The following is a 23,392-nucleotide window of genomic DNA, read 5'->3' as shown; positions in this document are numbered from 1 at the left end:
TCGCCCAGTGCCGCAACGGTTCCCGTGGCCACCGGTGATCACGCGGAGCCGGACAGTGCTGGCGGCGGTGGCGACCGCGGGGCGCGGCCGGGGCGGGCGCAACGGCGCCCGGCGCGACAGCGCCGAGGCGGTCAGTGGCACGAGCGCCGCCAGGGGCGATCTCACCGGCACCCGGTCAGGGCCGCGTAGGCAGACCGCAGCAGCAGCCCTCACCTGCGACAACTCGCGGCGGTCTCCCGAACGGGAGCCGGCCGTCAGCGCGCCGGCCCGCGGCGAACCTGCCACCCAGGCCACCAATCTCCCCAGCGGGAACCGGCCATCAGCGCGCCAGCCAGCGGCGAACCTGCCGCCCAGGCCACCAATCTCCCCTGCGGGAGCCGGCCGTCAGCGCGCCGGCCGGCGGCGAGCCTGCTCCACCGGCCGCCCGGGCCTCTCGGTGGGCCTCTCCTGGTACGGGATCGCGTAGGTCGCCAGGTGCTGGCGGACCTTGGCGCCGTCGGTGGTGCCCGCGGGCGCCGCGTCGGGGGCGCGTCCGGCGAAGACCTCGTCCACGAACCGGGCGACCTCGGGCGGCGGCGGCAGCAGCTCGGCGCCCAGGTAGCGCACCACGCTCAGCTCGTGCCCGGCCGTGGTCTCGATCGCCACCGCCCAGCCGTCGTGCTCGTTCCACACCAGGGCCGTGTCCTGGCCGGGGTGGTCCGGCAGCCGGTCGTCCAGCGCGAGGTAGGCGTAGGCCGGCGGCGGGTCCAGGTGGGCGTAGTAGGCCTCGCCGCTGCAGCCCAGTTCCTCGGCGACCGCGCTGACGTACCGGCGCAGCCCGGAGGCCGCCGCGTGCTCGTATTCCAGATGCATCTCACGCCCCGTTGAGTGAGTAGTCCGCCTGGGGCGGGGCTACCACCTGACCGGGTGACCAAACCCCTCAGCCGAACACGCCGAGTCCGGTCGCCGCGTGAACCTCCAGCCGGACGAACTGCTCCTGCGGAACCGCCTCGACGGCGAAGTAGTCCTCGCGACGCGGATCGTCGACCGGAGCGGGCTCGAGCCAGGTGAAGGTCCGCAGTGCCCGGGCCGCTGCCTCCACCGCCTCGAACGCCTCCCGCTCGGTGCCACCCACGAGCGCGGCGACCTCGATCGTGCCGCTGGGCCGCCGCCGCGGCTCGCTGACCTCGATGTCCTCCTCCGAGGGGAACGTCTGCCGCCGGAGGTCGCCGGCGAGCTCGCGCACCATCTCCCGCGCGTCGATCCCGTCCGCGCCCGAAATCTCGGCGACGATCACGATCCGCGTGCTGGTGGCCGCGTGCACCAGGTCCATCAGCTCGCGGATCTCGTCCTCGTCGAACCCGCCCTCGGGGCCGAGCGGTTCGAGCTCCTCGATCTCGATCTCCTCCGGCTCGGTGCCGAACGGATCCCGGCCCCGCTCGACGATCATCGTCACAACGGTGCCGTCCGGCAGCTCCGCGCGGAAGACCCGCCCGAAGGGGCGCCCGCGCAGCTCGACGATCTCCAGCAGCGCCGGGTCCAGCCCGATCACCTCCAGGTGCCCGAGCGCCACCCGCCGGATCGCCTGGATCGCGCTCTCGCCTTCGCGCGAACGTGACCGGATCACCAGCCGGGCGTCGTACGGACCCGGCGGGTCGGTGTTGCCCGGCCCGATGGAGAACCGCCACGCCCCCAGCCCGGCGATCAGTCCCTGGCACGCCTCCACCGCGGTGGCGAGATCGCGCGCGGGAAACCACAACTGGAGCTCCGCGACCACGTCGGTGTCGCGGAGCTCCTCGGAGATCATCACTCCGCGGGATCGTAGTCCAGGTTGGGGCGCAGCCACTTCTCGATTTCCGCCTGGGGCAGGCCGCGGCGCCGGGCGTAGTCGGTGACCTGGTCGAGACCCAGGCGGCCCACCGTGAAGTACCGGGACTCCGGGTGGGCGAAGATCAGCCCGCTCACACTGGCCGCCGGGGTCATCGCGAACGACTCCGTCAGGCCGAGGCCCAGGTCCGACGCCCGCAGCAGCTCGAACAGCTCCCGCTTCTGGCTGTGGTCCGGGCTCGCCGGGTAGCCGAGCGCCGGGCGGATCCCGCGGAACCGCTCGGCGTGCAGGTCCTCCAGCAACGGCGACGCGTCCGGCTCGAACCACTCCCGCCGCGCTTCCAGGTGGATGTACTCGGCGAACGCCTCGGCCAAGCGGTCGGCCAGCGCCTTCACCATGATCGCCCGGTAGTCGTCGTTCCGGGACTCGTAATGGCGCGCCAGCTCCTCGGCCCCGTGCACCGCCACCGCGAACCCGCCGAGGTGATCGCCCGCCGGGGCCACGTAGTCGGCCAGGCACCGGTTCGCGCGACCGTCCGGTTTGGACGTCTGCTGGCGCAGCATCGGGAACCGCACACCGCCCTCCAGCACGATGTCGTCGCCCTCGCGGTGCGCCGGCCAGAACCCGTAGGCGCCCCGCGCCCGCAGCGAACCGTCCGCGACGATCTCGTCCAGCAGCGCGTTGGCGTCGTCGAACAGCTCCCGCGCCACCGGCTGGTCCAGGATCGCCGGGTACTTGCCCTTCAGCTCCCAGGCCAGGAACAGGAACTGCCAGTCGATCATCTCCCGCAGCGCCGGCAGGCCGGGCGAAACCACCCGCACCCCGGTGAACGACGGCACCGGCAGGTCGTCGAACGACACCCGCTCCGGGTTGGCCCGGGCCTGCTCCAGCGTGAGCATCGGGCGGCGCTGCTTGCGCGCGTGCTGCTCCCGCAGCCGCTCCTGCTCCGCGCGGTTCGCCGAGTCCAGCGCCGCGCCGCGCTCCGCGTCGAGCAGGTCCGACACCACCCCGACGACCCGCGACGCGTCCAGCACGTGCACCGTCGTGTGGTCGTAGGCCGGGGCGATCCGCACCGCCGTGTGCTGCCGGGACGTGGTCGCGCCCCCGATCAGCAGCGGGATCTTCAGCCCGCGCCGCTGCATCTCCGCCGCCACCGACACCATCTCGTCCAGCGACGGGGTGATCAGCCCGGACAGGCCGATCGCGTCGGCGTTCTCGGCGACCGCGGTGTCCAGGATCTTCGCCGCGGGCACCATCACGCCGAGGTCGATCACCTCGTAGTTGTTGCAGCCCAGCACGACGCCGACGATGTTCTTGCCGATGTCGTGCACGTCGCCCTTCACGGTCGCCAGCACGATCTTGCCGTTGCCGCGCTCGGTCTCCACGCGCCCGGCCAGCCGCGCCTGTTCCTTCTCCGCCTCCATGAACGGCTCGAGGTAGGCGACCGACCGCTTCATCACGCGCGCGCTCTTGACCACCTGCGGCAGGAACATCTTGCCCGAGCCGAACAGGTCGCCGACGGTCTTCATGCCGTCCATCAGCGGGCCCTCGATGACCTCCAGCGGCCGCGCGAAGTTCTGCCGGGCCTCTTCGGTGTCCGCCTCGATGTAGTCGACGATGCCGTGCACCAGCGCGTGCCGCAGCCGCTCCGCCACCGGCGCCTCGCGCCAGGACAGGTCCACGACGCGCTTGCGGCCCTCGCCGCGGACGGTCTCGGCGAACTCGACCAGCCGGTCGGTGGCGTCCTCGCGGCGGTCGAACAGCACGTCCTCGACCAGTTCGAGCAGGTCAGCGGGGATGTCCTCGTACACGGCGAGCTGGCCGGCGTTGACGATGCCCATGTCCAGCCCCGCGCGCACCGCGTGGAACAGGAACGCCGAGTGCATCGCCTCGCGCACGACGTCGTTGCCGCGGAAGGAGAACGACAGGTTCGAGATGCCGCCGCTGGTACGCGCGCCGGGGCAGCGCTGCTTGATCAGCGGCAGCGCCTCGATGAACGCCTTGGCGTAACCGTTGTGCTCGGCGATGCCGGTAGCGACGGCGAGCACGTTGGGGTCGAAGACGATGTCCTCGGGCGGGAAGCCGGCCTCACTCGTGAGCAGGTCGTAGGCGCGGCCGCAGATCTCCACCTTGCGATCGCGGGTGTCGGCCTGGCCCTTCTCGTCGAAGGCCATCACGACGACACCGGCGCCGTAGTCGCGGATGCGGCGGGCCTGGCTCAGGAACTGCTCCTCGCCCTCCTTGAGGCTGATCGAGTTGACCACACCCTTGCCCTGCACGCACTTGAGCCCGGCCTCCAGCACGCTCCACCGCGAGCTGTCGATCATGATCGGGATCCGGGCCACCTCGGGCTCGGTGGCGATCAGGTTGAGGAACGTGGTCATCGCGTGCTCGGAGTCGAGCAGGTCGGCGTCCATGTTGACGTCGAGCAGGTTGGCGCCGCCGCGGACCTGGTCCAGTGCGACGTCGACGGCGGCCTGGTAGTCGCCGGACTCGATCAGCCGCCGGAACTTCGCCGAGCCGGTGACGTTGGTGCGCTCGCCGATCATCACGAACCCGGTGTCGGCGCCGATCTCGAACGGCTCCAGCCCGCTGAACCGGGTGTGCGTGCGCGGCGGCGGGACCTCGCGCGGGGCCGCGCCGGAGACCGCCCGCGCGATCTCGGCGATGTGCTCCGGGCCGGTGCCGCAGCAGCCGCCGACGATGTTGACCATGCCGCTGCCGGCGAACTCGCCGAGCATGCGGGCGGTCTCCGCAGGCGTCTGGTCGTAGCCGCCAAACGCGTTGGGCAGCCCGGCGTTGGGGTGGCAGGCCACGTAGGTGCCGGCCAGCCGCGACAGCTGCTCGACGTGCGGGCGCATCTCCTCGGCGCCCAGCGAGCAGTTCACGCCGACGACCAGCGGGCGGGCGTGCTCGATCGCGCTCCAGAACGCCTCGACGGTCTGGCCGGACAGGGTGCGCCCGGACAGGTCGACGATCGTCACCGAGATCCACAGCGGCAGGTGCGGGGCCACGTCGCGGGCCGCCGCGATGGCGGCCTTCGCGTTGAGGGTGTCGAAGATCGTTTCGATGAGCAGCAGGTCCACGCCGCCCTCGGCGAGCGCGGCGATCTGCTCCGCGTAGGCGTCGCGGACCTGGTCGAAGGTGACCGCGCGGTAGGCGGGCTCGTCGACCTTCGGCGACAGGGACAGGGTGACGTTGAGCGGCCCGATCGACCCGGCCACGAACTTGCCGTCGGCCTCGTCGGCGGCCTGGCGCGCCAGCTGGGCGCCGCGCACGTTCATCTCGCGCACCAGGTGCTGCAGGCCGTAGTCGGCCTGGCCGATGCTGGTCGCGGTGAACGTGTTGGTCGTGGTGATGTCGGCGCCCGCGGCGAGGTAGCGCCGGTGCACGTCGAGGATCAGGTCCGGCCGCGTGAGGTTGAGCAGGTCGGGGTCGCCCGTCACGTCCTGCGGGTGGTCGCCGATCACGTCGCCGCGGTAGTCGGCCGGGGTGAGCCCCGCGCCCTGCAGCATGGTGCCCCAGGCGCCGTCGAGGACGGCCACCCGGTCGCTCAGGATCTCCCGCAGAGCCTTCGTCGTGTCCACCGGCGCCCTCCCCACTGTCGGGAGGCGCCCTTGTTGCGGTTTCCGGGGGCCGAGCGTGGCGGACCAGGGTCCGTTGCAGCGCCTCTCGGCCTGGCGAACACAGTACTGGACGGCCCGCGGCGGCACCAAAGCCGTTCCGCGATGTGGACGCGGCGCCGTGGGACACCGGCGCACAGCAGAACGGCGGGCCGGCTTCCCCAAGCCGGCCCGCCGTCGGAGACCGCCTGCCCTTCTGGCCCCGACCGGCCGGGCATCGACCTCCCGCGGGCGCCATCCCCCGACGGAACCCGCTTTCCCCGCCGTGCGGTGCCCCGAGCACCCGCACGTGCTCCACCAGTATGCGCCGCGAGGGGCCGTCCGGGGCAAGGCGGAAGTCCTCAAAATGAGGACTTTGTGCCATTGCCGTCCACAGTGGATCTTTCCGGCTACGCTGGGTGCGTGCGGGCGTTCGTGGTGACCGCTCCCGGCGAGGGCGGCGTGACCGAGGTCGAGCCGCCGGTCGCGGCGGCGGGCGAGGTGGTCGTCGCCGTGGAGCGGGCCGGGATCTGCGGCACGGACGCGGAGTTCTTCGACGGCAGCATGCCGTACCTGCACGACGGGCACGCCCGCTACCCGGTGCGGCTGGGGCACGAGTGGTGCGGGACCGTCGTGGAGACCGGCGAGGGCACCGACCCGGGCTGGGTGGGACGGCGGGTCACCGGGGACACGATGCTCGGCTGCCGCGCCTGCCGCCGGTGCCGGAGCGGACGCCAGCACCTGTGCGAAACCCGCACCGAGATCGGCATCCGCGGCGGGCGGCCGGGGGCGCTGGCCGAGCGGCTGGCCGTGCCGGTGACCGCGCTGCACGCGTTGCCGGACACGGTCGGCGCGGCCGCGGGCGCGATGGTCGAGCCGGGCGGCAACGCGCTGCGGGCGGTGCGCGGCGCGGACCCGCGCCCGGGCGACCGCGTGCTGGTCCTCGGGCCCGGCACGATCGGCCTGCTGTGCGCGATGTTCGCCCGCGCGGCGGGCGCGGAGGTGCACCTGCTCGGCGCCACCGCCGCGTCGCTGGGGTTCGCCCGCTCCCTCGGGTTCGGCAATGCCTGGGCGGCCGGCGAGGTGTCGGCGCTGCCGTTCGACGCGGTGATCGACGCCTCCGGGGCGGCGGAGTCGCCGGCCCGGGCGGTGGAGCTGGTCGAGCCGGGCGGGCGGGTCGTCTGCATCGGCCTGGCCGGGCGCCCGAGCCTGCTCGACACGCGTCGCCTGGCGCTGAAGGACGTCACCGCGGTCGGCGTGCTGTCGGCCTCCCCCGGTCTGGCCGGGACGATCGAGCAGTACGCCACCGGCGCGGTCGATCCGGTGCCGCTGGTCGCCGCGACGGTGGGCCTGGACGCGGTGGCCGCGGTGCTCGCCGGTGACCGGCCGGGCGGCGGCGCGCCGAAGATCCACGTCGACCCGCGCCGCTGAGGTCAGGCGTGCGCGCCCACGGTGACCGGGCCGACGGTCGGCCGCGGCGCGAGGCCGAGGATCTCCCCCAGCCGGGACACCCGGCCGTCCGGCTCGCGGCGGTGCGCAGCGCTCAGCGTGGTGAACGGTTCGACGGCGAGCAGACCGACCGGATCGTCGGCGCCGTGGACGCGCTCGCTCCTGACCCGGACGCCAGGCCGGGAAGCGGTCAGGAACCGTCCGCAATGGCGTCGATCAAGCCCCAGTCCAGCGCGGTGTCCGCGCTCAGCGGCCGTCCGGACAGCGCCGGCCACAGCGTCCGCCACCGGCCGATCCGGCGCGGCACGCTCACCGTTCCGCCCGCGCCCGGGATCAGGCCCATCGCGACCTCCGGCAACCGGAACACGGTGCCCGGCCGGGCCACCACCCGGCCCGCGAACGCCGCCAGTTCGAGCCCGGCTCCCACGCACGCCCCGTGCACGCGCACCTCCGCCCGCCCGGCGATCGCGTGCAGCGCCCGCGCGGCTCCGGCCCTGGTGCGGACGAAGTGCGCGGTGACCAGGTCCGGGGCCGTGCCGAACTCGTCGAGATCGCCGCCGGAGCAGAACACCGGGCCCGCGCCGTCGAGCACGACCCGGCACTCCTCCGCCGCCGCGGCCCGCAGGGCACCGACGAGCGCGTCGCGCATCTCGCGGCCGTAGGCGTTGCGCCGCCGCGGCCGGTTGAGCGTCACGCGCAGGACCTCGCCGTCGCGAGTCAGCAGCACCGGCGGTTCGGCGGCGGGCGGTGGCAGCGGGCGGTCCCCGCGGCCGCGGAGCCACCGCACGAACTCCGGCCCGCCGAGCAGGGTCGAGTAGGCGAACGACTCGACGTCCAGCGCCGCGGCCACGTCCAGGCGCCCGCTCGCCCGCAGCACCTGGACCAGGACCAGCGCGGCCTGCGGGTTCGCCTCGGCCGCCCGGCACACCACGTCCGCGTCGCCCGCCGGGTCGTCGCTCGCCGCGAACTGGGGACCACTGCCGCAGCCATCGGCGGCGAAGGTCAGGTCGAGGGCGTCGGCCAGGGCCCAGCGCTCGTCGTCGACCGGGTGGGTGGCCACGCCGACCAGGATGCGCTCGCACGAGCGCGCCGCCCGCGCGGCGGCTTCGACGACGTCGGCGGGCACCGGCTCGTCGAGATCGACCACGACGAGCGGGCGCCGGACCTGGCCGGCGTCGTCCAGGAGCGGGTCGTGCGCGGCGCCGCCGGCGAGCGCGGTGATCATGCCGAGCGGGCCCGGGTGCGGCGCGCCGCCGGCCGCTTGCGGGCCCCGACGGTCATCAGCGCGATGTCGACGTAGCGCTCGGCCAGTTCGTCCGGCGACAGCGGGCCGCCGTCGGGGTGGTACCAGCGGCCGATCGACTGGAGCATGCCCAGCAGCGCCCGCGCGGTCTCGGCCGGCCGCGTGGCGACGAACAGCCCCTCGGCCACGCCGTCGGAGACGATCCGGGTGACCAGGACCTCGATCTCCTTGCGCCGCGCCGCGTACCGCTTGCGGTTGGCCGGGGACAGGTGCCGCAGCTCGAAGTCCAGCGCGGCGAGCCGGGTCCGGTGGGCCATGTGCAGCACGATCGCCTCGACGACGTTGACCAGCCGCCGGTCCGGCCGGTCACCGGCCTCCTCGGCGGCCTGCCGCACCCGCCAGTCGAGGTCGCTCGTGGCCTCCTCGACCAGCGCGGTGAACACGCCCTCCTTGTTCTCGTGGTGGTAGTACAGCGCGGGCACCGTCTGGCCCACGCGTCGCGCGATGTCCCGCACCGGGGTGCCGTGGAAGCCCTGCTCGTAGAAGGCTTCCAGCGCGGCCGCCAGGATCGGGGTCAGCTCGAGCGGTCCGTACTCCCGCCACGCTCCCTCGGGTCGTGTCATGTCCTGCCCATCGAAGAGGTCACGGGGGAACGATAACGGGGCGCGGCAGCGGGCCGGGGCGCCGCTGCCGCGCCACCGGGTCAGCGGGGTGCCATGCGGATGGCGCCGTCGAGGCGGATGGTCTCGCCGTTGAGCATCGGGTTCTCCACGATGTGCCGGGCCAGCGCCGCGAACTCGGCAGGGTCGCCCAGGCGCGAGGGGTGCGGCACCTGCGCGCCCAGCGACGCGATGGCCTCCTCGGGCAGGGTCGCGAACAGCGGCGTGTGGAACAGGCCCGGCGCGATCGTGACCACCCGGATCTTCAGGCTCGCCAGGTCACGGGCGATGGGCAGGGTCATGCCCACGATGCCGCCCTTCGAGGCCGAGTACGCGGCCTGGCCGATCTGCCCGTCGAACGCCGCCACCGAGGCGGTGTTGACGATCACGCCGCGCTCCTCGCCCACCGGCTCTGCCTCGGCGATGCGCTCGGCGGCCAGGCGGATCACGTTGAACGTGCCGACCAGGTTGACGTTGATGACCTTGGTGAAGGCCTCCAGCGGGAAGGCGCCCTGCTTGCCCACGGTCTTGTGCGCGTTGCCGATGCCGGCGCAGTTCACCGCCACCCGCAGCGTGCCCAGCTGCTCCGCGGCGTCCAGCGCCGCGCTCACCTGGGCTTCGTCGGTCACGTCGGCCGCGGCGAACACCACCCCGTCGCCCAGTTCCTTGGCCACGGCCTCGCCCTGCGACGAGGGCAGGTCCACGATGACGACCTTCGCGCCGCGCCCGTGCAGCTCCCTGACCGTCGCCAGCCCGAGCCCCGACGCACCACCGGTCACCAGCGCGACCGCGTTGCCGACCTCCATGTCGCAACACCCCTTCCCGTTAGCCCGTCCCGGCCGCGACGGCCGGAACCTTGCTTAGCGCACGTTAAGGGAGATCGGCGGTGCGGGGAAGGCCCCGGGGCGAACGTCTCAGGCCCGGCATCCAGTCCGCACGCGCGCCGAGCAGCACCTGCGCCTCGGCGACGCAGACGCCGCGCCGCGCGCTCAGGCTGGTTCGGCAGCGGCGGGAGCCGCTCACGCCAGGCACCCGGCGCCGACGCGATTGACTGAGCGGGCGCCGCACCCAGCGTCGCGGCACGCGCGCACGACCGCACCGCCCGGCACGCCGATCCGCCAGGGCCGCGCACTCAGGCCAGTTCCTGCCCCGCCCACTGGGTGCGGATGCGCCGCCAGGCCAGCGCGTAGGGCTCGGCCGGATCACCCGGCCGGATGACGCCGTTCGCGACGTCGGAGCGGGAGCGCGCGAGCTCCCGCTCGGCGAGCGAACGCGGCACGTGCAGCACTTCGACGATCTGCCAGAAGAGCTCGCCCGGCCCGGCTTCTGTCCCGTCCGCCATGCTCGCAGGATGGCGGCTCCCGCGTGCCTGCGCCACCGCAACGCCGGATTCCACGCGATCGGAACCCGGCCGGGTCACGAGACGGCCTCCTCCGCGACTCCCTCCGCGGCCGATGGGACCTCGTCACCGGCCTGCAGCTCGGCCCAGTCGAGCCCGGCCGCGGCGACCACGTCGTCGAAGATGGGAGTCCGGTCGCTCATCGGGCACCCGGAACCGGCTCGGCACACATACGTTCCCCTCCAGCGTCGTGTACGGCCACGCGAGGTCGGAAATTAACACGCGACCAGCGGCAACCGCCACGCGGAATCCCATGAACGGGGGACACCTTTCCGGGGGTGGACCCCCGCGTCCACTGAGGAGTTTGCCGTCCGCGCGCACGGGGAAGCCCCGGCCGTGGACCATGCGCAGGCACCCGTGATCGAAGCCATCCAGCGGTACCGCGAGCACGGTCACCTGGGATTCATCCCGCCCGGCCACAAACAGGGACGCGGCATCGACCGCGGCTGGCCGAGGTCGTGGGCCGGGACGTGTTCGCCTCCGACATCATCCTGATGAACGGCCTCGACGACCGCCGCATGTCGCGGGGCGTGCTGGCCAAGGCCGAGGAACTGATGGCCGACGCGGTGGACGCCGAGGAGGCCTACTTCTCCACGTGCGGCAGCTCGTTGTCGGTCAAGAGCGCGATGCTGGCCGTCGCCGGGCCGGGCGAGAAGCTGCTGGTGTCCCGCAACGCGCACAAGTCCGTGGTGGCCGGGCTGATCATCAGCGGCGTGCAGCCGGTGTGGGTGCACCGCGGTGGGACGGGCGGTTCCACCTCGCGCACCCGCCGGGACCGGAGGACGTGCGGGACGCGTTCGCGAAACACCCGGACGCCAAGGGGATGTTGCTGATCACGCCGACCGACTACGGGGCGTGCGCGGCGATCCGCGAGACCGCGCGGGTGTGCCTCGTCCACGACGTGCCGCTCATCGTGGACGAGGCGTGGGGCGCGCACTTCCCGTTCCACCCGGCGCTGCCGTGGTGGGCGATGGACGCGGGCGCGGACATCTGCGTCACCAGCGTGCACAAGATGGGCTGCGGCCTGGAGCAGGGCTCGGTGTTCCACCTGCGCGGCGAGCGGGTCGATCCGCAGGTGCTGGCATCCCGGGCGGACCTGCTGGGCACCACGAGCCCGAGCGCGCTGATCTTCGCCGGGCTCGACGGCTGGCGGCGGCAGATGGTGCAGCACGGCGAGGAGTTGCTCGGCCGGGCGCTCGACCTGGCCGCGTCCGTGCGGGCGGAACTGGCCGCCGTTCCCGGAATCCGCGTGCTGGAACGGGACGACCTGGTCGGGCCGCGGCTGGCCGACGACCACGACCCGCTGAAGATCGTGCTGGATCTGCAGGAGCTGGACCGATCCGGCTACGACGCGAGCGAATGGCTGCGCGAGCACCACCGGATCGACATGGGATTGTCCGACCACCGCCGGATGGCCGCGCAGATCACGATCGCCGACGACGAGGAGACCACCGGCAGGCTGCTCACCGCGATCCGCGACCTGGCGGACCGGATCGACGAGATCCGCCCCGCCAAGCGGTGGACCTGCCCGAGCCCGGTGAACTGGAGCTGGAGCAGGCGATCCTGCCGCGCGACGCGTTCTTCGGCCCCATCGAGGACGTTCCGCCGGAGGAGGCGATCGGCCGCGTGGCCGCGGAGACGATCAGCCCGTACCCGCCGGGCGTACCCGCGGTGGCGCCGGGCGAGGTGATCACCCGCGCCGTGGTGGACTACCTGCTGAGCGGCCTCGACGCGGGCATGTACCTGCCGGATCCCGCCGACCCGCAGCTGAAGACGTTCCGCGTGGTGAAACGCTGACGGCTCAACAGAAACCGGCGTCGTGCGCCATGAGCGCGATCTGGGTGCGGTTGCCGGCGTCCAGTTTGGACAGTATCCGGGTGATGTGCGCCTTCACCGTCGCCACGCTGAGGTGGAGCTCCGCGGCGATCTCGGCGTTCGTCGAGCCACGGCCCACGCCGAGGGCCACTTCCCGCTCGCGCGGGCTGAGGGTGGCGAACGCGGCGCGCGCCCGCTCGTAGGACCCGGCCTCCACGGCGGCGCGGTCCATCAGCCTGCGCGTGATGCGCGGGGACAGGATCGGATCACCGGCCGCGACCCGGCGGACGGCGTCGGCGATGTCCGCGGGCGGCGCGTCCTTGAGCAGGAACCCGCTCGCCCCGGCGCGCAGTGCCCGCAGCACGTTCTCGTCGGTGTCGAACGTGGTCAGCACGACCACCTCGGGCGGGTTCGGCCGCGCCCGGGTCCGGTGGGTGGCGAGGATCCCGTTCAGGCGCGGCATCCGGATGTCCATCAGCACGACGTCGGCGGGGTGCGCGTCGAGCGCGGCGGCCACCTCGTCCCCGTCGCCGGCCTGGCCCACCACGGCGATGCCCGGCGCGCCGTCGAGCATCATGGTCAGGCCCGAGCGCACCAGGGCGTCGTCGTCCACGATCAGCACGCGCGTCACGCCGGCCACGGCAGCTCCGCCGCCAACCGGAACTCCCCCGCCGCGGCCTGGTGGTCGAGCCGGCCGCCGGCCAGCCGCACCCGCTCGGTCAGGCCCACCAGCCCCGTCCCGCCGCCCGGCCCGGGCGCGCCACCGGACACCGGGTTGGACACCACGATCCGCAGCCGCTCGCCGGGCGCGCCGCGGAGGTCGATGCGCACCGGGCTGCCGGGCGCGTGCTTGCGGGCGTTGGTCAGCGCCTCCTGCAGGACGCGGTAGGCGGTGCGGCCGGTCGCGCCGGGCACCGCGGCCGGGTCGGCGAGCCCGTCGCGCACCTCGACCGGGGTGCCGACCGCGCGGGACTCCTCGACCAGGTCGGACAGCCCGCTCAGCGTCGGGAGCGGGCCCTCGGGGTCCTCGTCGGTGTCCCGCAGCAGCGCGATCACGTCCCGCAGCTCGTTCAGCGCCTGGTGCACGGTGGCGCGGATGACTCCGGCGGCCTGTGCGATGCGGTCCGGCGAGCTGTCCGGCCGGTACTCCAGCGCCCCGGCGTAGGTGGCCAGCAGCGACAGGCGGTGCGCGAGCACGTCGTGCATCTCGCGGGCGATGCGGGTGCGCTCGGCCGCGCGGGCCTCGGCGATGCGGCGGCCCTGCTCGGCCTCGGCGCGGCGGGCGCGTTCGGTGAGCGACAGGATCAGCTGGCGGCGGGCCTCGGCGAGCGCGCCGCCGCCGACGAGCGCGGCGTGCCCAAGCACCACCAGCACGACCCACCACTGGTAGGGCAGGCCGGGGGTGGGCCGCCACAGCCCGCGGACGAGGTGCCCGGCGACCCCGGCCGTGGCGACCCCCACCGCCACGGCCAGCGGCCCGCGCCGCGCGATTTGCACGACGCCGATGCTCGCCGGGGGTGTCGCGGTCGGCACCAGCGCGGTCAGCACCATCTGCGCGACCGCGGCCGGCACCGGCCGGCGGAACAGCAGCGGCACCAGCGCGCAACCCAGGGCGCCGAGGACGAGATCCGCGACCAGCAGGGCGCCGCGCACCCCGGAGAGGGCCTCCCCCGCCGCGGTGGCGGCGAACCCGATCGCGGCGGCGACGGTCAGGACCGTCCGCCCCCGTTCGCAGAGCAGCTCGCCGTACACGTCGGCGAGCCTACGGCCACTTCGGCCGCGGCGACCAGCGACCAAAGTCGACATCGCCGGCCACCTCCGGCCGACGCGCGGCCGGTGGTGCGTGCCAGACTGGCCACCATGACGGCTTCCAGCACGATCGAAGTCCCGGCGGCGGGCGCCTACCGCATCGACGCGGCCGCCTCGCGCCTGTCGTTCCGCACGCGGCACTTCTTCGGCCTGGGCCCGGTGCGCGGGTCGTTCCGCCTGCGCGAGGGGCAGGTGCGGGTGGCCGACCCGGTGGGTGGCTCGGAGGTGGTGGCGACCATCGACGCGGCGAGCATCGACACCGGCAACTCCGGGCGCGACCGCACGGTGCGATCCGGCCAGTACCTGGACACCTCGCGGCACCCGGACATCACGTTCACGTCGGCAGCGGCGGAGCGCGACGGCGCCGGGTGGGTGCTGCGCGGCACGCTGACGGTGCGCGGCACCAGCGGCCCGCTGGACGTGGTCGTCGATTCGGTGATCGCGGAGGGGCCCCGGCTGCGGGCGCGGGCCCGCAGCCGGGTGGACCGCTACGCCTTCGGGGTCACCGCGATGAAGGGCATGACCGGCCGGTACCTCGACCTGGAGCTGGAGCTGATCGCCGAGCGCGGATGACCGGGCCGGTGGTCCGAAGTGGACACGCCGTGCGGATCACGGCGTGCGACGGGTGGCCAGCCGCACCAACTCCGCACAGGCACGACGGGCCGGCGCGGGCAACTCCGCCGCCTCCAACGCGGCCAACGCCTCACGCGCCCTGGCCTCGATCAGCTCCCCAACCGCATGCTCGGCACCGGTCTCGGTGATGACCTCCCGCAGCCGCGCCGCACCGTCCTCGCCGAGCTCCGGATCGCCGTGCAGCGTACGGATCAGCTCGCGCTGCCCGGGCCGCGCGCGCCGCCAGGTCAGGGCCATCAGCACGGTCCGCTTGCCGCGGCGCAGGTCGTCGAGCACGGACTCGCCGGTGGTCCCGGGGTCGCCGAACACGCCGAGCAGGTCGTCGCGCAGCTGGAACGCCTCGCCCAGCGGACGGCCGTAGGCGGTGCACCAGCGCAGCAGATCGGGGCCGCCCCCGGCGAGCGCGGCCCCGATCTGCAACGGCCGTTCCACGGTGGAGCCGGCGCTCGTCAGGCGCAGGGCGCGCCAGCTGCGGTCGAGCACGTCCTCGGTCCACTCGCCGCCGAGGTCGAGGTACTGGCCGGCCAGGACCTCGCTGCGCATCGCGTGCAGCACCGGCGCGACCCGCCGCAGGTCGTCCTCGCCCAGGCCGGCGGTCAGCAGCAGTTCGTCGGCCCATACCAGGCACAGGTCGCCGAGCAGGATCACCGCGTGCGCGGCGGACCGGGCGGCCGCCTCGGCGTCGTGGCCGCGGTAGCGCCCGGCGAGCCGCCGGTGCAGGTCCGAGCCGTCCAGGACGTCGGCGTGGATGAGCGCGAAGGAGTGGAACAGTTCCAGCGCCGCGCCGACCCGCGCGACCGCCCCGCCTGCCGGGTCACCGCCCGCGGCGAGCCATCCGCAGTGGCAGCACAGCGGGCGCAACCAGGTGCCGTCCCGGACGAACTCGCGCAGCACGTCGACCAGCGGCGGCAGGCAGTCGTCGGCCGGATCGCGGGCCTGCGCGTCGAGGAACTCGCCGAGGGCGCTCTCGGCCACCGCACGCGCCCGGCCGAAGTCCGGTTCCGCCGGGGCACGCGGTCGCGGGGGTGCGGACACATCGGCGAGGCGGGTCGACATGAATTCTCCTCGGGGGAAGGGGAAAGACGCGGTCGGAGGTGTAGCACTCCGGCTGCCGGGTGAAACGGCGAAAACGCCGCACCACACTTCCGGGAGCCGCGGCAGACCTTGTGAGCGAGGAATCGGAGGCTTTCGTCGCGGACGGTGAACACCTCCGCGTCATGATGAACCCGTTGCGGCGCAAGGGAAGCAAAAACCCGTTCGTATGAAGCTGCGGGGCGGGCTTGAACCCGGCGGACGCTTCGGGCAACGTGGAGTCGTCCGGTGTTCACCGGAACCCGAAAACCCTTGTGTGGCAGCGTTTTTTCGCCGACCCGCACCGGCGCCCGATTTGGGCGGAACAGGAGGATCCCCATGACGGCCGGGAAAGTGGCTCCGCTCGTCGCCCCGGGTGGCGCCGACGTGCTGGTGCCGCACGAGATCCGCGAGCCGTTCCCGGATGTTGCCCCGCTCGCCGGAGGAATGCACCGCCACGGGCCGCGAGCCACCGGCGGGACCGTCCTGGCCGGCCGCCGAGCGCCGCCGGGAATCGCGCCCGGCGGGTGGGTGGCCGTGCCCCTCCGGCCGGGCGGGACGCTCGGGTAGGCACCTGCGCGCGCGGGGCACGGGGGTGGGATTTCGGCCGGCGGGGCCGCAGACGTGGGGCACGGGCAGTACCCGTGAACCTCGGGAGGGCCAGTGCGGTCGGGAGGCCAGTGCGGCCACCGGGCCTGCGGCCGGCCGCAGCCACGGTGCAGCCCGATCAACCGCAGCGTGAACCCAGGCCGGTCGGCAAGACGCGGCCTTCGCCGACGCGAACGAACGCACCCACTCGGCCTTGGCGTCGGCGCGCTGCCGGGGGTCGGCCGCCGGGCCGCGACAGACAGCCGTGTCCCCATCGGGTCAGCGCCGTGTTCCCCATCCTCGGCGCCGCGGGGGCCCCGACCGGCGTCAGGCGGGCTCGACCGAGAAGATCTCCAGGTCCCGTGGCGTGCCCTTCGCGCGGAACCAGCGTTTGCGGCGCACCTCGAAGCGCTCCGGGTCGAGCGCGTCGCGCACGGGGGCGGAGATCAGGACCTGCCCGCCGGCCGCGGCGTCGGCCACCCGCGCCGCCACGTTGACGTCCACGCCCAGGTAGTCGTGCCCGAGCTTGCGCGGCGTCCCCGCGTGCAGGCCGGCCCGCAGGCTCGGCCGGTGCCCGGAGATCTCCAGCTCGGCGACCCGTGCGCACGCCTCCACGGCCGCGTCGACCCCGGCGCCCGGGTCCGCGAACACGGCCATCAGGCCGTCACCGAGGCGTTTCACCACCCGGCCGCCGCGGCGGGTGATCTCGGGCTCGGTCACGCGCCCGACCTCCCGCAGCAGGCGGAGCGCCGCGTCGTCGCCGGCTTCCAGGGCCCACGTCGAGAAGCCGACCAGGTCGGTGAAGAGGATGGTGATCCCGGCGGTTTCGGTGGCGTGCCGGGAGCCGGTGAACGCCTGCCACACCTGCACCGCGGTCAGCCCCAGCTCGCGGAGCACGCTCGGCTCCGGGCTGCCGGCCAGGGCGCGGGCCAGACGGTGCGACGGCAGCCGGCCCGCGGTGGACAGCGGGTCGCCCATCTCGCTGTCGCCGGGTGCGAGCCGCCGCACGAACCGCGCGGTGCGGAGCAGGCTCTCGCGCCGGTCGACCTCGCGCAACGCCTGGCCGAGCCTGCTGCGGCGGCCGCCGGGGGCCTCGTCGGTCACCGGCCCAGGATAGTGGGCGGCGATCACCCGGCGCGACGCGTCAGCGATCACCCTCGCCGCGGGCGGCCAGGGCCTCGCCCAGCTCGTCGGCGTGGCGGAGGGTCCGCACCAGGAACGGCACGGTGAACGCGACCACCGACCGGTCCGCGCCGCGTGCCTTCGCCGCCTCCCGGACCTCACCCGCGATGCCGGTCAGCGTCGCCACGGCCTGCAGCGTCAGGCCGACCAGCAGGCCGAGCCGCTCCGGCCGCACCCCGAACCGCCGCAGCGGCCCCAGCCCCCGCTCGACCGCGGCGACCAGGTCGTCCACCCGGGTGGTGAGGGTGACCAGGTTCGCGGCGGCGAGCGCGGCGACGATCCGCAGGCACACCACGACGGCCGGTTCCAGGCCGAGCAGCCACCACTGCAGCGCGAACACGACCACGACGAGCAGCCCGAGCGACCGCAGCAGCCCCCAGCACCGCCGCCAGGACACCCGAGCGACCCCATACCCGGCGACGGCCACCGCGCACAACGCACCGAGCCACAACGGCGACCGCAACACGAAGATCACCGCGGCGAGCGCCAGCAGCGCCAGGAACTTCACCCCCGCCGGAGCCCGGTGCAGGACGCTGGTGCCCGGCTCGTACCAGGCGTTCATCCGGCCAGCCCCGAATCCCGGCCAGGCAACGGCCCCCGCGCGCCCGGCTCGTACCGAATGGGGGCACGACCAGGTCGCACACGAGCCAACCGCCCGCCGGCGAGATCAGCTCCGCGCGGCGGGCCGGCCGCCGAAGCCCCGTGCAGGACCTTGCAGCCCAGCTCGTACCGAATGGGGGCACGACCAGGTCGCTCAGGGGCCACCCGCCCGCCGGCGCTGACATCAGCCCCGCGCGGCCGGCCGGCCGCCGGAACCCGGTGCCGGGGGTCGGAGCCCCGCTCGTACCAGGCGTTCATCCAGCCAGGCAACGGCCCTCCCCCGCCCAGCGCGCACCGCGCGGGGGCCCGACCAGCTAGCACACGAGCCAACCGCCCACCAACGCCGGGACCAGCCCCAGCCCACAACGCCCGGCGCAGGAAGCTGGAGCCCAGCCCGTGCCGAGTGAAGGTAGAACCAGGTAGCACACGGGCAAGCCACCCGCCCGCGCCGAGACCAGCCCCACCGGGCACGCCGGCCACCGGCGCCCAGCACAGGAGGCCGGAGCCGAGCCCGTACCGAATGGGGGCACGACCAGGTCGCCCATGGACCAACCGCCCGCCGGCGAGATCAGCTCCGCGCGGCGGGCCGGCCGCCGGGGCGTGGTGCGGGCTCATGCGATCAACTTCCGGTAGTGCGCCAGCGCCGCCTCCGGGGTGTCGTCCGCCGCGATGCGGCCCGCGTCCAGGACCACGACTCGGTCGAAGGCGTCCAGCAGGTCCAGGTCGTGCGTCACCAGGACCACCTGTTGCGGCAGCCCGGCCAGCGTCTCCGCGAACCGGCGCTTGTTGCGCAGGTCCAGCAGCGTCGTCGGCTCGTCGCAGACCAGGATGTCCGGCTCCAGCACCAGCATCGCGCACAGCGCCAGCAACTGCTTCTGCCCGCCGGACAGCTGGTGCGCCGGATGATCGACATAGTCCCCCAGCCCGTAGCGCGACAGCACCTCCGCCGCCCGGGCAGCACGCTCCGCTTTGGACAGTCCGCTCCGGCGCAGCGAGAACGCCACGTCCTCACCGGCCGTGGGCATCACGATCTGGCTGTCCGGGTTGGTGAACAGGAACCCGACCCGCCTGCGCACCGCCCGGCCCTCGCGCACCGGGTCCAGCCCGTCGACCAGCACCCGGCCCGACGTCGGCGCCACCAGCCCGTTGATCATCCGCGCCAGGGTCGACTTGCCGGACCCGTTGGCGCCGACGAACGCCACCCGCCGCTCCGGGATGCGCAAGTCCACTTCGGACAGCACCACCCGCGCGCCGTAGCGGTGCCCGACGCCCTCGAACTCGATCATCCGGCCTCCCACCTCGTCGCGACGCCCACGCCGCCCCCGGCGGACAGCGCGGCCACGCCGCACCCACCGCCCCGCTGCCGCACCAGTGTGCCGAACAACCGCACCACCAGCACCGCACCCGAGGCCCCCCACGGGTGACCGAGCGCGATCGCCCCGCCGTCCGGGCTCACGATCTGCTCGTCGAGGCCCGCCGCGTCCAGACACGCCAGCGCCTGCCCGGCGAACGCCTCGTTGAACTCGACCACATCGGGCGTCCCGTCCAGCACGGTCCGCATCGCCGGCACCGCGCCCAGCCCGAGCCGGTTCGGGTCCACCGCCGACGTCGCCGACGCGACCAGCCGCAGCCCCGGCACGCCGAGCCGCCGCTGCACCCGCTCGCTGACGATGAGCACCGCCGCCGCGCCGTCGTTGATTCCGCACGAGTTCGCCGCCGTCGCGGTGCCGTCCGGGGTGAACGCCGGCCGGAACCGCGCCAGCCGGGCCTCGGTGAAGCCGTCCCGCGGACGCTCGTCCCGCGCGACCCCGCGCACCGGCACGATCTCCGCGTCGAACCGGCCCGCCCGCTGCGCCGCGACCGCGCGCGCGTGACTGCGGGCGGCGAACGCGTCCTGCCGCTGCCGCGAGATCCCGGCCTCCGCGGCGACCAGGTCCGCGGCCGGGCCCATGTCCGGGTCGCCGATCTCGGCCGGCGCGAACGGCGCGCGCGTGTAGAACTCGCCCGGCTCGCTGCTGCCGTCGACCCGCCAGGCGCGGAACGGCGCGGTCGAGGCGCTTTCCACCCCGCCCGCGAGGAACACCTCGCCGTCCCCGGCCCGGATCATCGCCGCGGCCAGGGTGATGGCGGCCAGCCCGCTCGCGCACTGCCGGTCCACGGTCACCCCGGGCACCCCGAGCCCCGCGCGCAACGCCGCGACCCGCGCCGGATTCCCCCCGGGCCCGAACACGTTGCCCAGCACCACGTCATCCACTGTGGACAGACCGGCGTCGTCGAGGGCCGCGCGCAGCACGGGCGCGGCCAGCTCGTCCACCGGCACCCCGCGCAGGGCACCGAACGCGTTGCCGATCGCGGTGCGCCGCGCGGCGATCACGACGGGCGTGGTCACGGCAGCGGCTCCACGGACAGAGTCCCGAGCCGCGCGGCGGCGAGCGCCCGGGCCGGTTCATCGAGCACGGCCATCACGGCAGCCATGGTCACGTCAACGGCTCCGCGGGCAGAGTCCCCTCAGCCAGCCGCGCGGCGACCACCGCCCGGGCCGGCTTGCCGGACGCGGTGCGTGGCAGCTCCTTGACCAGCAGCCAGCGCCGCGGCCGGTTCGCGGGCGCGAGCCGGTCCCGGGCGACCGCCCGCAGCTCCCGCAGCCGCGCCGGACCCTCGACGACCGCCGTGACCAGCTCGCCCAGGCGGGGGTGCGGCGTGCCGCTGACCAGCACGTCCACCACGCCGGGCGCGCTCCGCAGCACGGCCTCGACCTCCTCGGCGGGCACCAGCCGCCCGCCGCTGGACACCGTGGCCCCGGCCCGGCCCCGCACGACCAGCGCACCGGACGCATCGAACTCGGCGAGGTCGCCCACGGTGGACCAGTCACCGGCCGCGCGCAGGTCGCCATCGCGCAGCTGCCCGGCGTAGGCCAGCGGAGACCGCACCCACAGCACCCCGTCGCGCACGTCCAGCTCCACGCCGGGAACGGGACGCAGTCCCCCGGCGCCACGCCGGATCGCGATCAGCGAGTGTTCCGCCGAGCCGTAGTACTCGATCAGCTCCGCCTCCGGCAGCACACGGGCGAACCGGGCACGGACCTCGTCGCCGAGATGCGCCCCGCCGCACACCACCGTCCGCAACCCGGACGAGCCACCACGCCGCTCCAGCACCGACAGCAGAGTGGACAGCATCGCCGGCACCAGGTGCACGGTCGCCGCCTCGGTCCGGGCCGCGGCCTCGGCGTCCCAGCGCGGCAACGTGATCACCGGCCGGCCGCACCACCGGCCGTGCAGCGCGCCGAACAGGAACAGCGACGAGCTGAGCGGCCCGGGGATCAGCACCGGCCCGGGCAGCGGGCCGAGCGCGGCGAAACTGCGCAGCCACGAGTCCCGGGTGCGCACCAGGACCTTCGGGCTGCCGCTGCTGCCCGAGGTCGTGGGCAGGTAGAAGAACGTCTCCCCGTCGCCGGCGGCCTCGACCGGCTCGGCGGGGGTGGGAGCCGGGGCGGTGACGACGAGGTCCGGGCGAGCGTCGGCCAGCACCGCGGCCCGCTCGGTGGGCGTCCAGGACGGCTCGATCACCAGGGACGCGGCGCCCAGCAGGTCCGCGCCGAGGAACCACGGCAGCACGTCCGGCACGTCGAGCGCGACCCGCGAGCCTTCGCCGATCCCGCGGCCGGCCAGCCACCGCGCCGCGCCGTACGCCCGTTCGTCCGGCACCACCGTCACTCGCTCCGGGACGCCGATCCCACCAGCTTGCCGGGCAGCGCGCGGTGCACGACGGCGCCGATCAGGGCGACCGCGACGACCTTGGCCGCGTCGCCGGGCAGGAACACCAGCGACTGCACGGCGGCGGCACCCAGGTCGCCGGTGTAGACGCCGAGGTAGGTGATGCCGAAGACGTAGTCGACGACCAGACCGGCCGCGGCGGCGAGCAGCAGCACCGGCAGGTTGGCCCGCTTCAGCCGCGCCACGATCAGCCCCACCACCAGCGCCGACGGGATCCAGCCGATCAGGAACCCGCCGCTGGGGCCGATGAAGGGCGCGATCCCGCCGCGGCCGCCGGACAGCAGGGGCAGGCCGATCGCGGTCAGCGCGAGGAACAGCACGACCGACGCGGTGCCGCGGCGCGCGCCGAGCACGCATCCGGCCAGCAGCGGGCCGGCGTTCTGCAGCACAATGGGCACACCGGAGCCGCCGACGTAGAGGCCCGGGAACAGCCCGAGCACGGCGATGAACGCGGCGAAGACGACGGTGCGGGCGAGGTCACCGGCGGGAAGGGTGGGGCGTGGCACGCGGGAACGGTAACCCGTGGCTCGCCGCGGTGGGAAAGACGCAGGTCACATTCAGCTGTGGTCGAGCCGGTGGAACACGATTTCCCGCACGAACAGCAGCACCGCGGCGGCCACCGGGATGGCCACGAGCGCGCCGACGATGCCCAGCAGCACCCCGCCGAGCACCACCGCGACGACCGTGACCAGCGCGGGCACGTCCACGAACCGGCCGATGATCTTCGGCGTCAGCAGGTAGTCCTCGACGAACCGGTAGACGATGAAGAACCCGACCGTGGCCAGGCACACCGGCCAGGACACGGTCAGCGCGGTCAGGCTCACCACGACCCCGGCGATGATCGCGCCGATCACCGGGATCAGGTCGAGCACCGCGAGCAGCAGCGCCAGCAGCACCGGGTACGGGATGCCGAAGATCGTGAACCAGATGAACCCCAGCACCCCGGCGATGATCGAGATGACGACGTTGCCCAGCACGTACGAGCCGACCTTGGCGAAGATCTGGTCGCCGATGAGGATCGCGCGCGGGCGGCGGGTGTGCGGCACGAACCGGTAGATCGTGGCGCGCAGCCGCGGGAAGTCGGCGAGGAAGTAGATCGTCAGGACGAGCACGATCAGCGTGTCGGTGAGCGTGCCCAGCACCGCGCGCCCGCTGCCGAGCAGGCCGCTGACCAGGGCCGGGTTGGGGTCGCTGAACGTGCTCTGGAGCCGTTGCTGCAGGTCGAACCGCGCGCTGACCTGGCCGAGCCACGAGCTGCGGTCGCCCAGCCGCGCCAGGTACTCCGGCACCTGGTCGATGAACCGGACGGCCTGCTCGACCAGGGGCGGGATCAGCGCGGCGAAGAACCCGGCGGCCAGGCCCAGCCCGCCGACCACGATCACCGTGACCGCCAGCGGCCGCGGCAGGCCGTGCCGGACGAGCCAGGACGCGACGGGTTCCAGTCCGATCGCCGCGAACAGCGCGACGCCGATGAGCACGAGCGTGCCGCTGGCGATGAACAGGAACCAGACCGCGCCGGCGGTGACCGCCGCCCCGGCGGCCGCGGCCATGCCCACGAAGAACGGCGAGCGCTTGTTCATCGGCTTGCCGGGCGGGCCGAGCGGGCGCTCCTCGCTGCTGATGCGCTCGGCGACGGCCTCGGCGTCGGCGACCGGGCCGGTGATGGCGTCACGGGGCTGGCCGACCAGGTCGTCCGGCCCCTCGGAATCCGCAGCTGACGCCGCCACGCTGGGCGAGTAACCGGCGGAGGGGGTGGCGAAAC

24 protein-coding genes and 1 riboswitch are annotated in these 23,392 nt (G+C 74.3%); of the genes, 6 read left to right on the top strand and 18 right to left on the bottom strand.

The features are described from left to right. Window positions 1-384: 384 nt before the first annotated feature. The 3 genes from D0D28_RS06170 to metH all read right to left on the bottom strand — a co-directional run bounded on the left by D0D28_RS06170 (window position 385) and on the right by metH (window position 5,394). A complete protein-coding gene (locus tag D0D28_RS06170) occupies window positions 385-852 on the bottom strand; it encodes a DUF6292 family protein (RefSeq protein ID WP_094007037.1) in 468 nt (155 codons plus the stop codon). A gap of 67 nt (window positions 853-919) precedes the next feature. Next, window positions 920-1,789: a hypothetical protein gene (locus D0D28_RS06165; RefSeq protein ID WP_162830988.1), complete on the bottom strand. Its 870-nt coding sequence runs from the start codon at window positions 1,787-1,789 to the stop codon at window positions 920-922. Continuing rightward, on the bottom strand, window positions 1,786-5,394 hold the full coding sequence (gene metH / locus D0D28_RS06160; RefSeq protein ID WP_116110017.1) for a methionine synthase: 3,609 nt from the start codon (window positions 5,392-5,394) through the stop codon (window positions 1,786-1,788). Before metH ends, D0D28_RS06165 begins: the two co-directional genes overlap by 4 nt. A gap of 15 nt (window positions 5,395-5,409) precedes the next feature. Continuing rightward, a riboswitch (S-adenosyl-L-homocysteine riboswitch) is annotated at window positions 5,410-5,487 on the bottom strand. 345 nt (window positions 5,488-5,832) lie between these two features. Between metH and D0D28_RS06155 the strand changes: the two genes are divergently transcribed. Continuing rightward, the gene (locus D0D28_RS06155; RefSeq protein WP_116110016.1) at window positions 5,833-6,840 is read left to right on the top strand and encodes a zinc-dependent alcohol dehydrogenase; all 1,008 of its coding nucleotides are present in this window, start codon (window positions 5,833-5,835) and stop codon (window positions 6,838-6,840) included. A gap of 208 nt (window positions 6,841-7,048) precedes the next feature. On the opposite strand, the gene D0D28_RS37285 is transcribed toward D0D28_RS06155, so the two are convergent. The 5 genes from D0D28_RS37285 to D0D28_RS37280 all read right to left on the bottom strand — a co-directional run bounded on the left by D0D28_RS37285 (window position 7,049) and on the right by D0D28_RS37280 (window position 10,302). Further along, window positions 7,049-8,083, bottom strand: coding sequence for an enoyl-CoA hydratase/isomerase family protein (locus D0D28_RS37285; RefSeq protein WP_094007030.1), 1,035 nt, complete (start codon window positions 8,081-8,083; stop codon window positions 7,049-7,051). Beyond that, window positions 8,080-8,724 (bottom strand): TetR/AcrR family transcriptional regulator, encoded by a 645-nt coding sequence (locus D0D28_RS06145; RefSeq protein WP_094007029.1) that lies wholly within the window; start codon window positions 8,722-8,724, stop codon window positions 8,080-8,082. Before D0D28_RS06145 ends, D0D28_RS37285 begins: the two co-directional genes overlap by 4 nt. An 80-nt stretch (window positions 8,725-8,804) precedes the next feature. Further along, entirely contained in the window at window positions 8,805-9,566 is a 762-nt protein-coding gene (locus D0D28_RS06140; protein WP_116110015.1) for a 3-hydroxyacyl-CoA dehydrogenase, read from the bottom strand. A gap of 326 nt (window positions 9,567-9,892) precedes the next feature. Then, complete coding sequence (locus tag D0D28_RS06135) at window positions 9,893-10,102, bottom strand: hypothetical protein (RefSeq protein WP_094007025.1); 210 nt, start codon at window positions 10,100-10,102, stop codon at window positions 9,893-9,895. Window positions 10,103-10,176: 74 nt separating this feature from the next. After that, window positions 10,177-10,302 carry a hypothetical protein gene (locus D0D28_RS37280; protein ID WP_255407928.1) on the bottom strand — a complete coding sequence of 42 codons (126 nt, stop codon included), beginning with the start codon at window positions 10,300-10,302 and terminating at the stop codon, window positions 10,177-10,179. A 327-nt stretch (window positions 10,303-10,629) separates the two neighbouring features. On the opposite strand from D0D28_RS37280, the gene D0D28_RS37575 reads away from it, so the two are divergent. From D0D28_RS37575 to D0D28_RS37565, 3 genes are read left to right on the top strand one after another with little or no spacing between them, the layout of a single operon-like run. After that, complete coding sequence (locus D0D28_RS37575) at window positions 10,630-10,992, top strand: hypothetical protein (RefSeq protein ID WP_429727765.1); 363 nt, start codon at window positions 10,630-10,632, stop codon at window positions 10,990-10,992. Continuing rightward, window positions 10,944-11,849, top strand: a complete 906-nt coding sequence (locus D0D28_RS37570; protein WP_116110013.1) for a hypothetical protein — start codon at window positions 10,944-10,946, stop codon at window positions 11,847-11,849. The genes D0D28_RS37575 and D0D28_RS37570 overlap by 49 nt, the downstream gene beginning before the upstream one ends. Next, window positions 11,786-11,956, top strand: coding sequence for a hypothetical protein (locus D0D28_RS37565; RefSeq protein WP_429727764.1), 171 nt, complete (start codon window positions 11,786-11,788; stop codon window positions 11,954-11,956). Before D0D28_RS37570 ends, D0D28_RS37565 begins: the two co-directional genes overlap by 64 nt. 4 nt (window positions 11,957-11,960) lie before the next feature. On the opposite strand, the gene D0D28_RS06120 is transcribed toward D0D28_RS37565, so the two are convergent. After that, window positions 11,961-12,614 (bottom strand): response regulator transcription factor, encoded by a 654-nt coding sequence (locus D0D28_RS06120; RefSeq protein WP_094007024.1) that lies wholly within the window; start codon window positions 12,612-12,614, stop codon window positions 11,961-11,963. Beyond that, window positions 12,602-13,726, bottom strand: coding sequence for a sensor histidine kinase (locus D0D28_RS06115; protein ID WP_116110012.1), 1,125 nt, complete (start codon window positions 13,724-13,726; stop codon window positions 12,602-12,604). The genes D0D28_RS06120 and D0D28_RS06115 overlap by 13 nt, the downstream gene beginning before the upstream one ends. 108 nt (window positions 13,727-13,834) lie before the next feature. Between D0D28_RS06115 and D0D28_RS06110 the strand changes: the two genes are divergently transcribed. Next, window positions 13,835-14,356, top strand: coding sequence for a YceI family protein (locus D0D28_RS06110; RefSeq protein WP_116110011.1), 522 nt, complete (start codon window positions 13,835-13,837; stop codon window positions 14,354-14,356). A gap of 36 nt (window positions 14,357-14,392) precedes the next feature. Here the strand turns inward: D0D28_RS06110 and D0D28_RS06105 are convergent, their stop codons facing one another. Then, the gene (locus tag D0D28_RS06105; RefSeq protein WP_116110010.1) at window positions 14,393-15,472 is read right to left on the bottom strand and encodes a polyprenyl synthetase family protein; all 1,080 of its coding nucleotides are present in this window, start codon (window positions 15,470-15,472) and stop codon (window positions 14,393-14,395) included. A 354-nt stretch (window positions 15,473-15,826) separates the two neighbouring features. Between D0D28_RS06105 and D0D28_RS06100 the strand changes: the two genes are divergently transcribed. Beyond that, window positions 15,827-16,057: a hypothetical protein gene (locus tag D0D28_RS06100; protein WP_116110009.1), complete on the top strand. Its 231-nt coding sequence runs from the start codon at window positions 15,827-15,829 to the stop codon at window positions 16,055-16,057. Between the two features lie 345 nt (window positions 16,058-16,402). On the opposite strand, the gene D0D28_RS06095 is transcribed toward D0D28_RS06100, so the two are convergent. From D0D28_RS06095 to D0D28_RS06065, 7 genes are all read right to left on the bottom strand, one after another. Beyond that, window positions 16,403-17,179: an adenylate/guanylate cyclase domain-containing protein gene (locus tag D0D28_RS06095; RefSeq protein ID WP_094007156.1), complete on the bottom strand. Its 777-nt coding sequence runs from the start codon at window positions 17,177-17,179 to the stop codon at window positions 16,403-16,405. A gap of 40 nt (window positions 17,180-17,219) precedes the next feature. After that, window positions 17,220-17,819: an energy-coupling factor transporter transmembrane component T family protein gene (locus D0D28_RS06090; protein WP_116110008.1), complete on the bottom strand. Its 600-nt coding sequence runs from the start codon at window positions 17,817-17,819 to the stop codon at window positions 17,220-17,222. 649 nt (window positions 17,820-18,468) lie between these two features. Then, the gene (locus D0D28_RS06085; protein ID WP_094007014.1) at window positions 18,469-19,143 is read right to left on the bottom strand and encodes an energy-coupling factor ABC transporter ATP-binding protein; all 675 of its coding nucleotides are present in this window, start codon (window positions 19,141-19,143) and stop codon (window positions 18,469-18,471) included. Next, complete coding sequence (locus D0D28_RS06080; RefSeq protein ID WP_094007012.1) at window positions 19,140-20,246, bottom strand: thiolase family protein; 1,107 nt, start codon at window positions 20,244-20,246, stop codon at window positions 19,140-19,142. The genes D0D28_RS06085 and D0D28_RS06080 overlap by 4 nt, the downstream gene beginning before the upstream one ends. 88 nt (window positions 20,247-20,334) lie before the next feature. Beyond that, window positions 20,335-21,564 (bottom strand): class I adenylate-forming enzyme family protein, encoded by a 1,230-nt coding sequence (locus tag D0D28_RS06075; RefSeq protein WP_116110028.1) that lies wholly within the window; start codon window positions 21,562-21,564, stop codon window positions 20,335-20,337. A gap of 2 nt (window positions 21,565-21,566) precedes the next feature. After that, entirely contained in the window at window positions 21,567-22,136 is a 570-nt protein-coding gene (locus tag D0D28_RS06070) for a biotin transporter BioY (protein WP_094007010.1), read from the bottom strand. Between the two features lie 51 nt (window positions 22,137-22,187). Next, entirely contained in the window at window positions 22,188-23,357 is a 1,170-nt protein-coding gene (locus tag D0D28_RS06065; RefSeq protein WP_094007009.1) for an AI-2E family transporter, read from the bottom strand. Between the last annotated feature and the right edge of the window lie 35 nt (window positions 23,358-23,392).

Origin of the sequence: Amycolatopsis ruanii, from assembly GCF_003385175.1 — a bacterium.
Lineage (GTDB): Bacteria > Actinomycetota > Actinomycetes > Mycobacteriales > Pseudonocardiaceae > Amycolatopsis_E > Amycolatopsis_E thermalba.
This window is presented reverse-complemented; position numbering and strand designations above follow the sequence as displayed.

Excerpts from the sequence above, each read along its gene's own strand:
- D0D28_RS06170 (WP_094007037.1), bottom strand. The coding sequence starts at position 852 with ATGCATCTGGAATACGAGCACGCGGCGGCCTCCGGGCTGCGCCGGTAC.
- D0D28_RS37285 (WP_094007030.1), bottom strand. The coding sequence starts at position 8,083 with ATGATCACCGCGCTCGCCGGCGGCGCCGCGCACGACCCGCTCCTGGAC.
- D0D28_RS06145 (WP_094007029.1), bottom strand. The coding sequence starts at position 8,724 with ATGACACGACCCGAGGGAGCGTGGCGGGAGTACGGACCGCTCGAGCTG.
- D0D28_RS06140 (WP_116110015.1), bottom strand. The coding sequence starts at position 9,566 with ATGGAGGTCGGCAACGCGGTCGCGCTGGTGACCGGTGGTGCGTCGGGG.
- D0D28_RS06135 (WP_094007025.1), bottom strand. The coding sequence starts at position 10,102 with ATGGCGGACGGGACAGAAGCCGGGCCGGGCGAGCTCTTCTGGCAGATC.
- D0D28_RS37280 (WP_255407928.1), bottom strand. The coding sequence starts at position 10,302 with ATGAGCGACCGGACTCCCATCTTCGACGACGTGGTCGCCGCGGCCGGG.
- D0D28_RS06110 (WP_116110011.1), top strand. The coding sequence starts at position 13,835 with ATGACGGCTTCCAGCACGATCGAAGTCCCGGCGGCGGGCGCCTACCGC.
- D0D28_RS06105 (WP_116110010.1), bottom strand. The coding sequence starts at position 15,472 with ATGTCGACCCGCCTCGCCGATGTGTCCGCACCCCCGCGACCGCGTGCC.
- D0D28_RS06100 (WP_116110009.1), top strand. The coding sequence starts at position 15,827 with ATGACGGCCGGGAAAGTGGCTCCGCTCGTCGCCCCGGGTGGCGCCGAC.
- D0D28_RS06090 (WP_116110008.1), bottom strand. The coding sequence starts at position 17,819 with ATGAACGCCTGGTACGAGCCGGGCACCAGCGTCCTGCACCGGGCTCCG.
- D0D28_RS06085 (WP_094007014.1), bottom strand. The coding sequence starts at position 19,143 with ATGATCGAGTTCGAGGGCGTCGGGCACCGCTACGGCGCGCGGGTGGTG.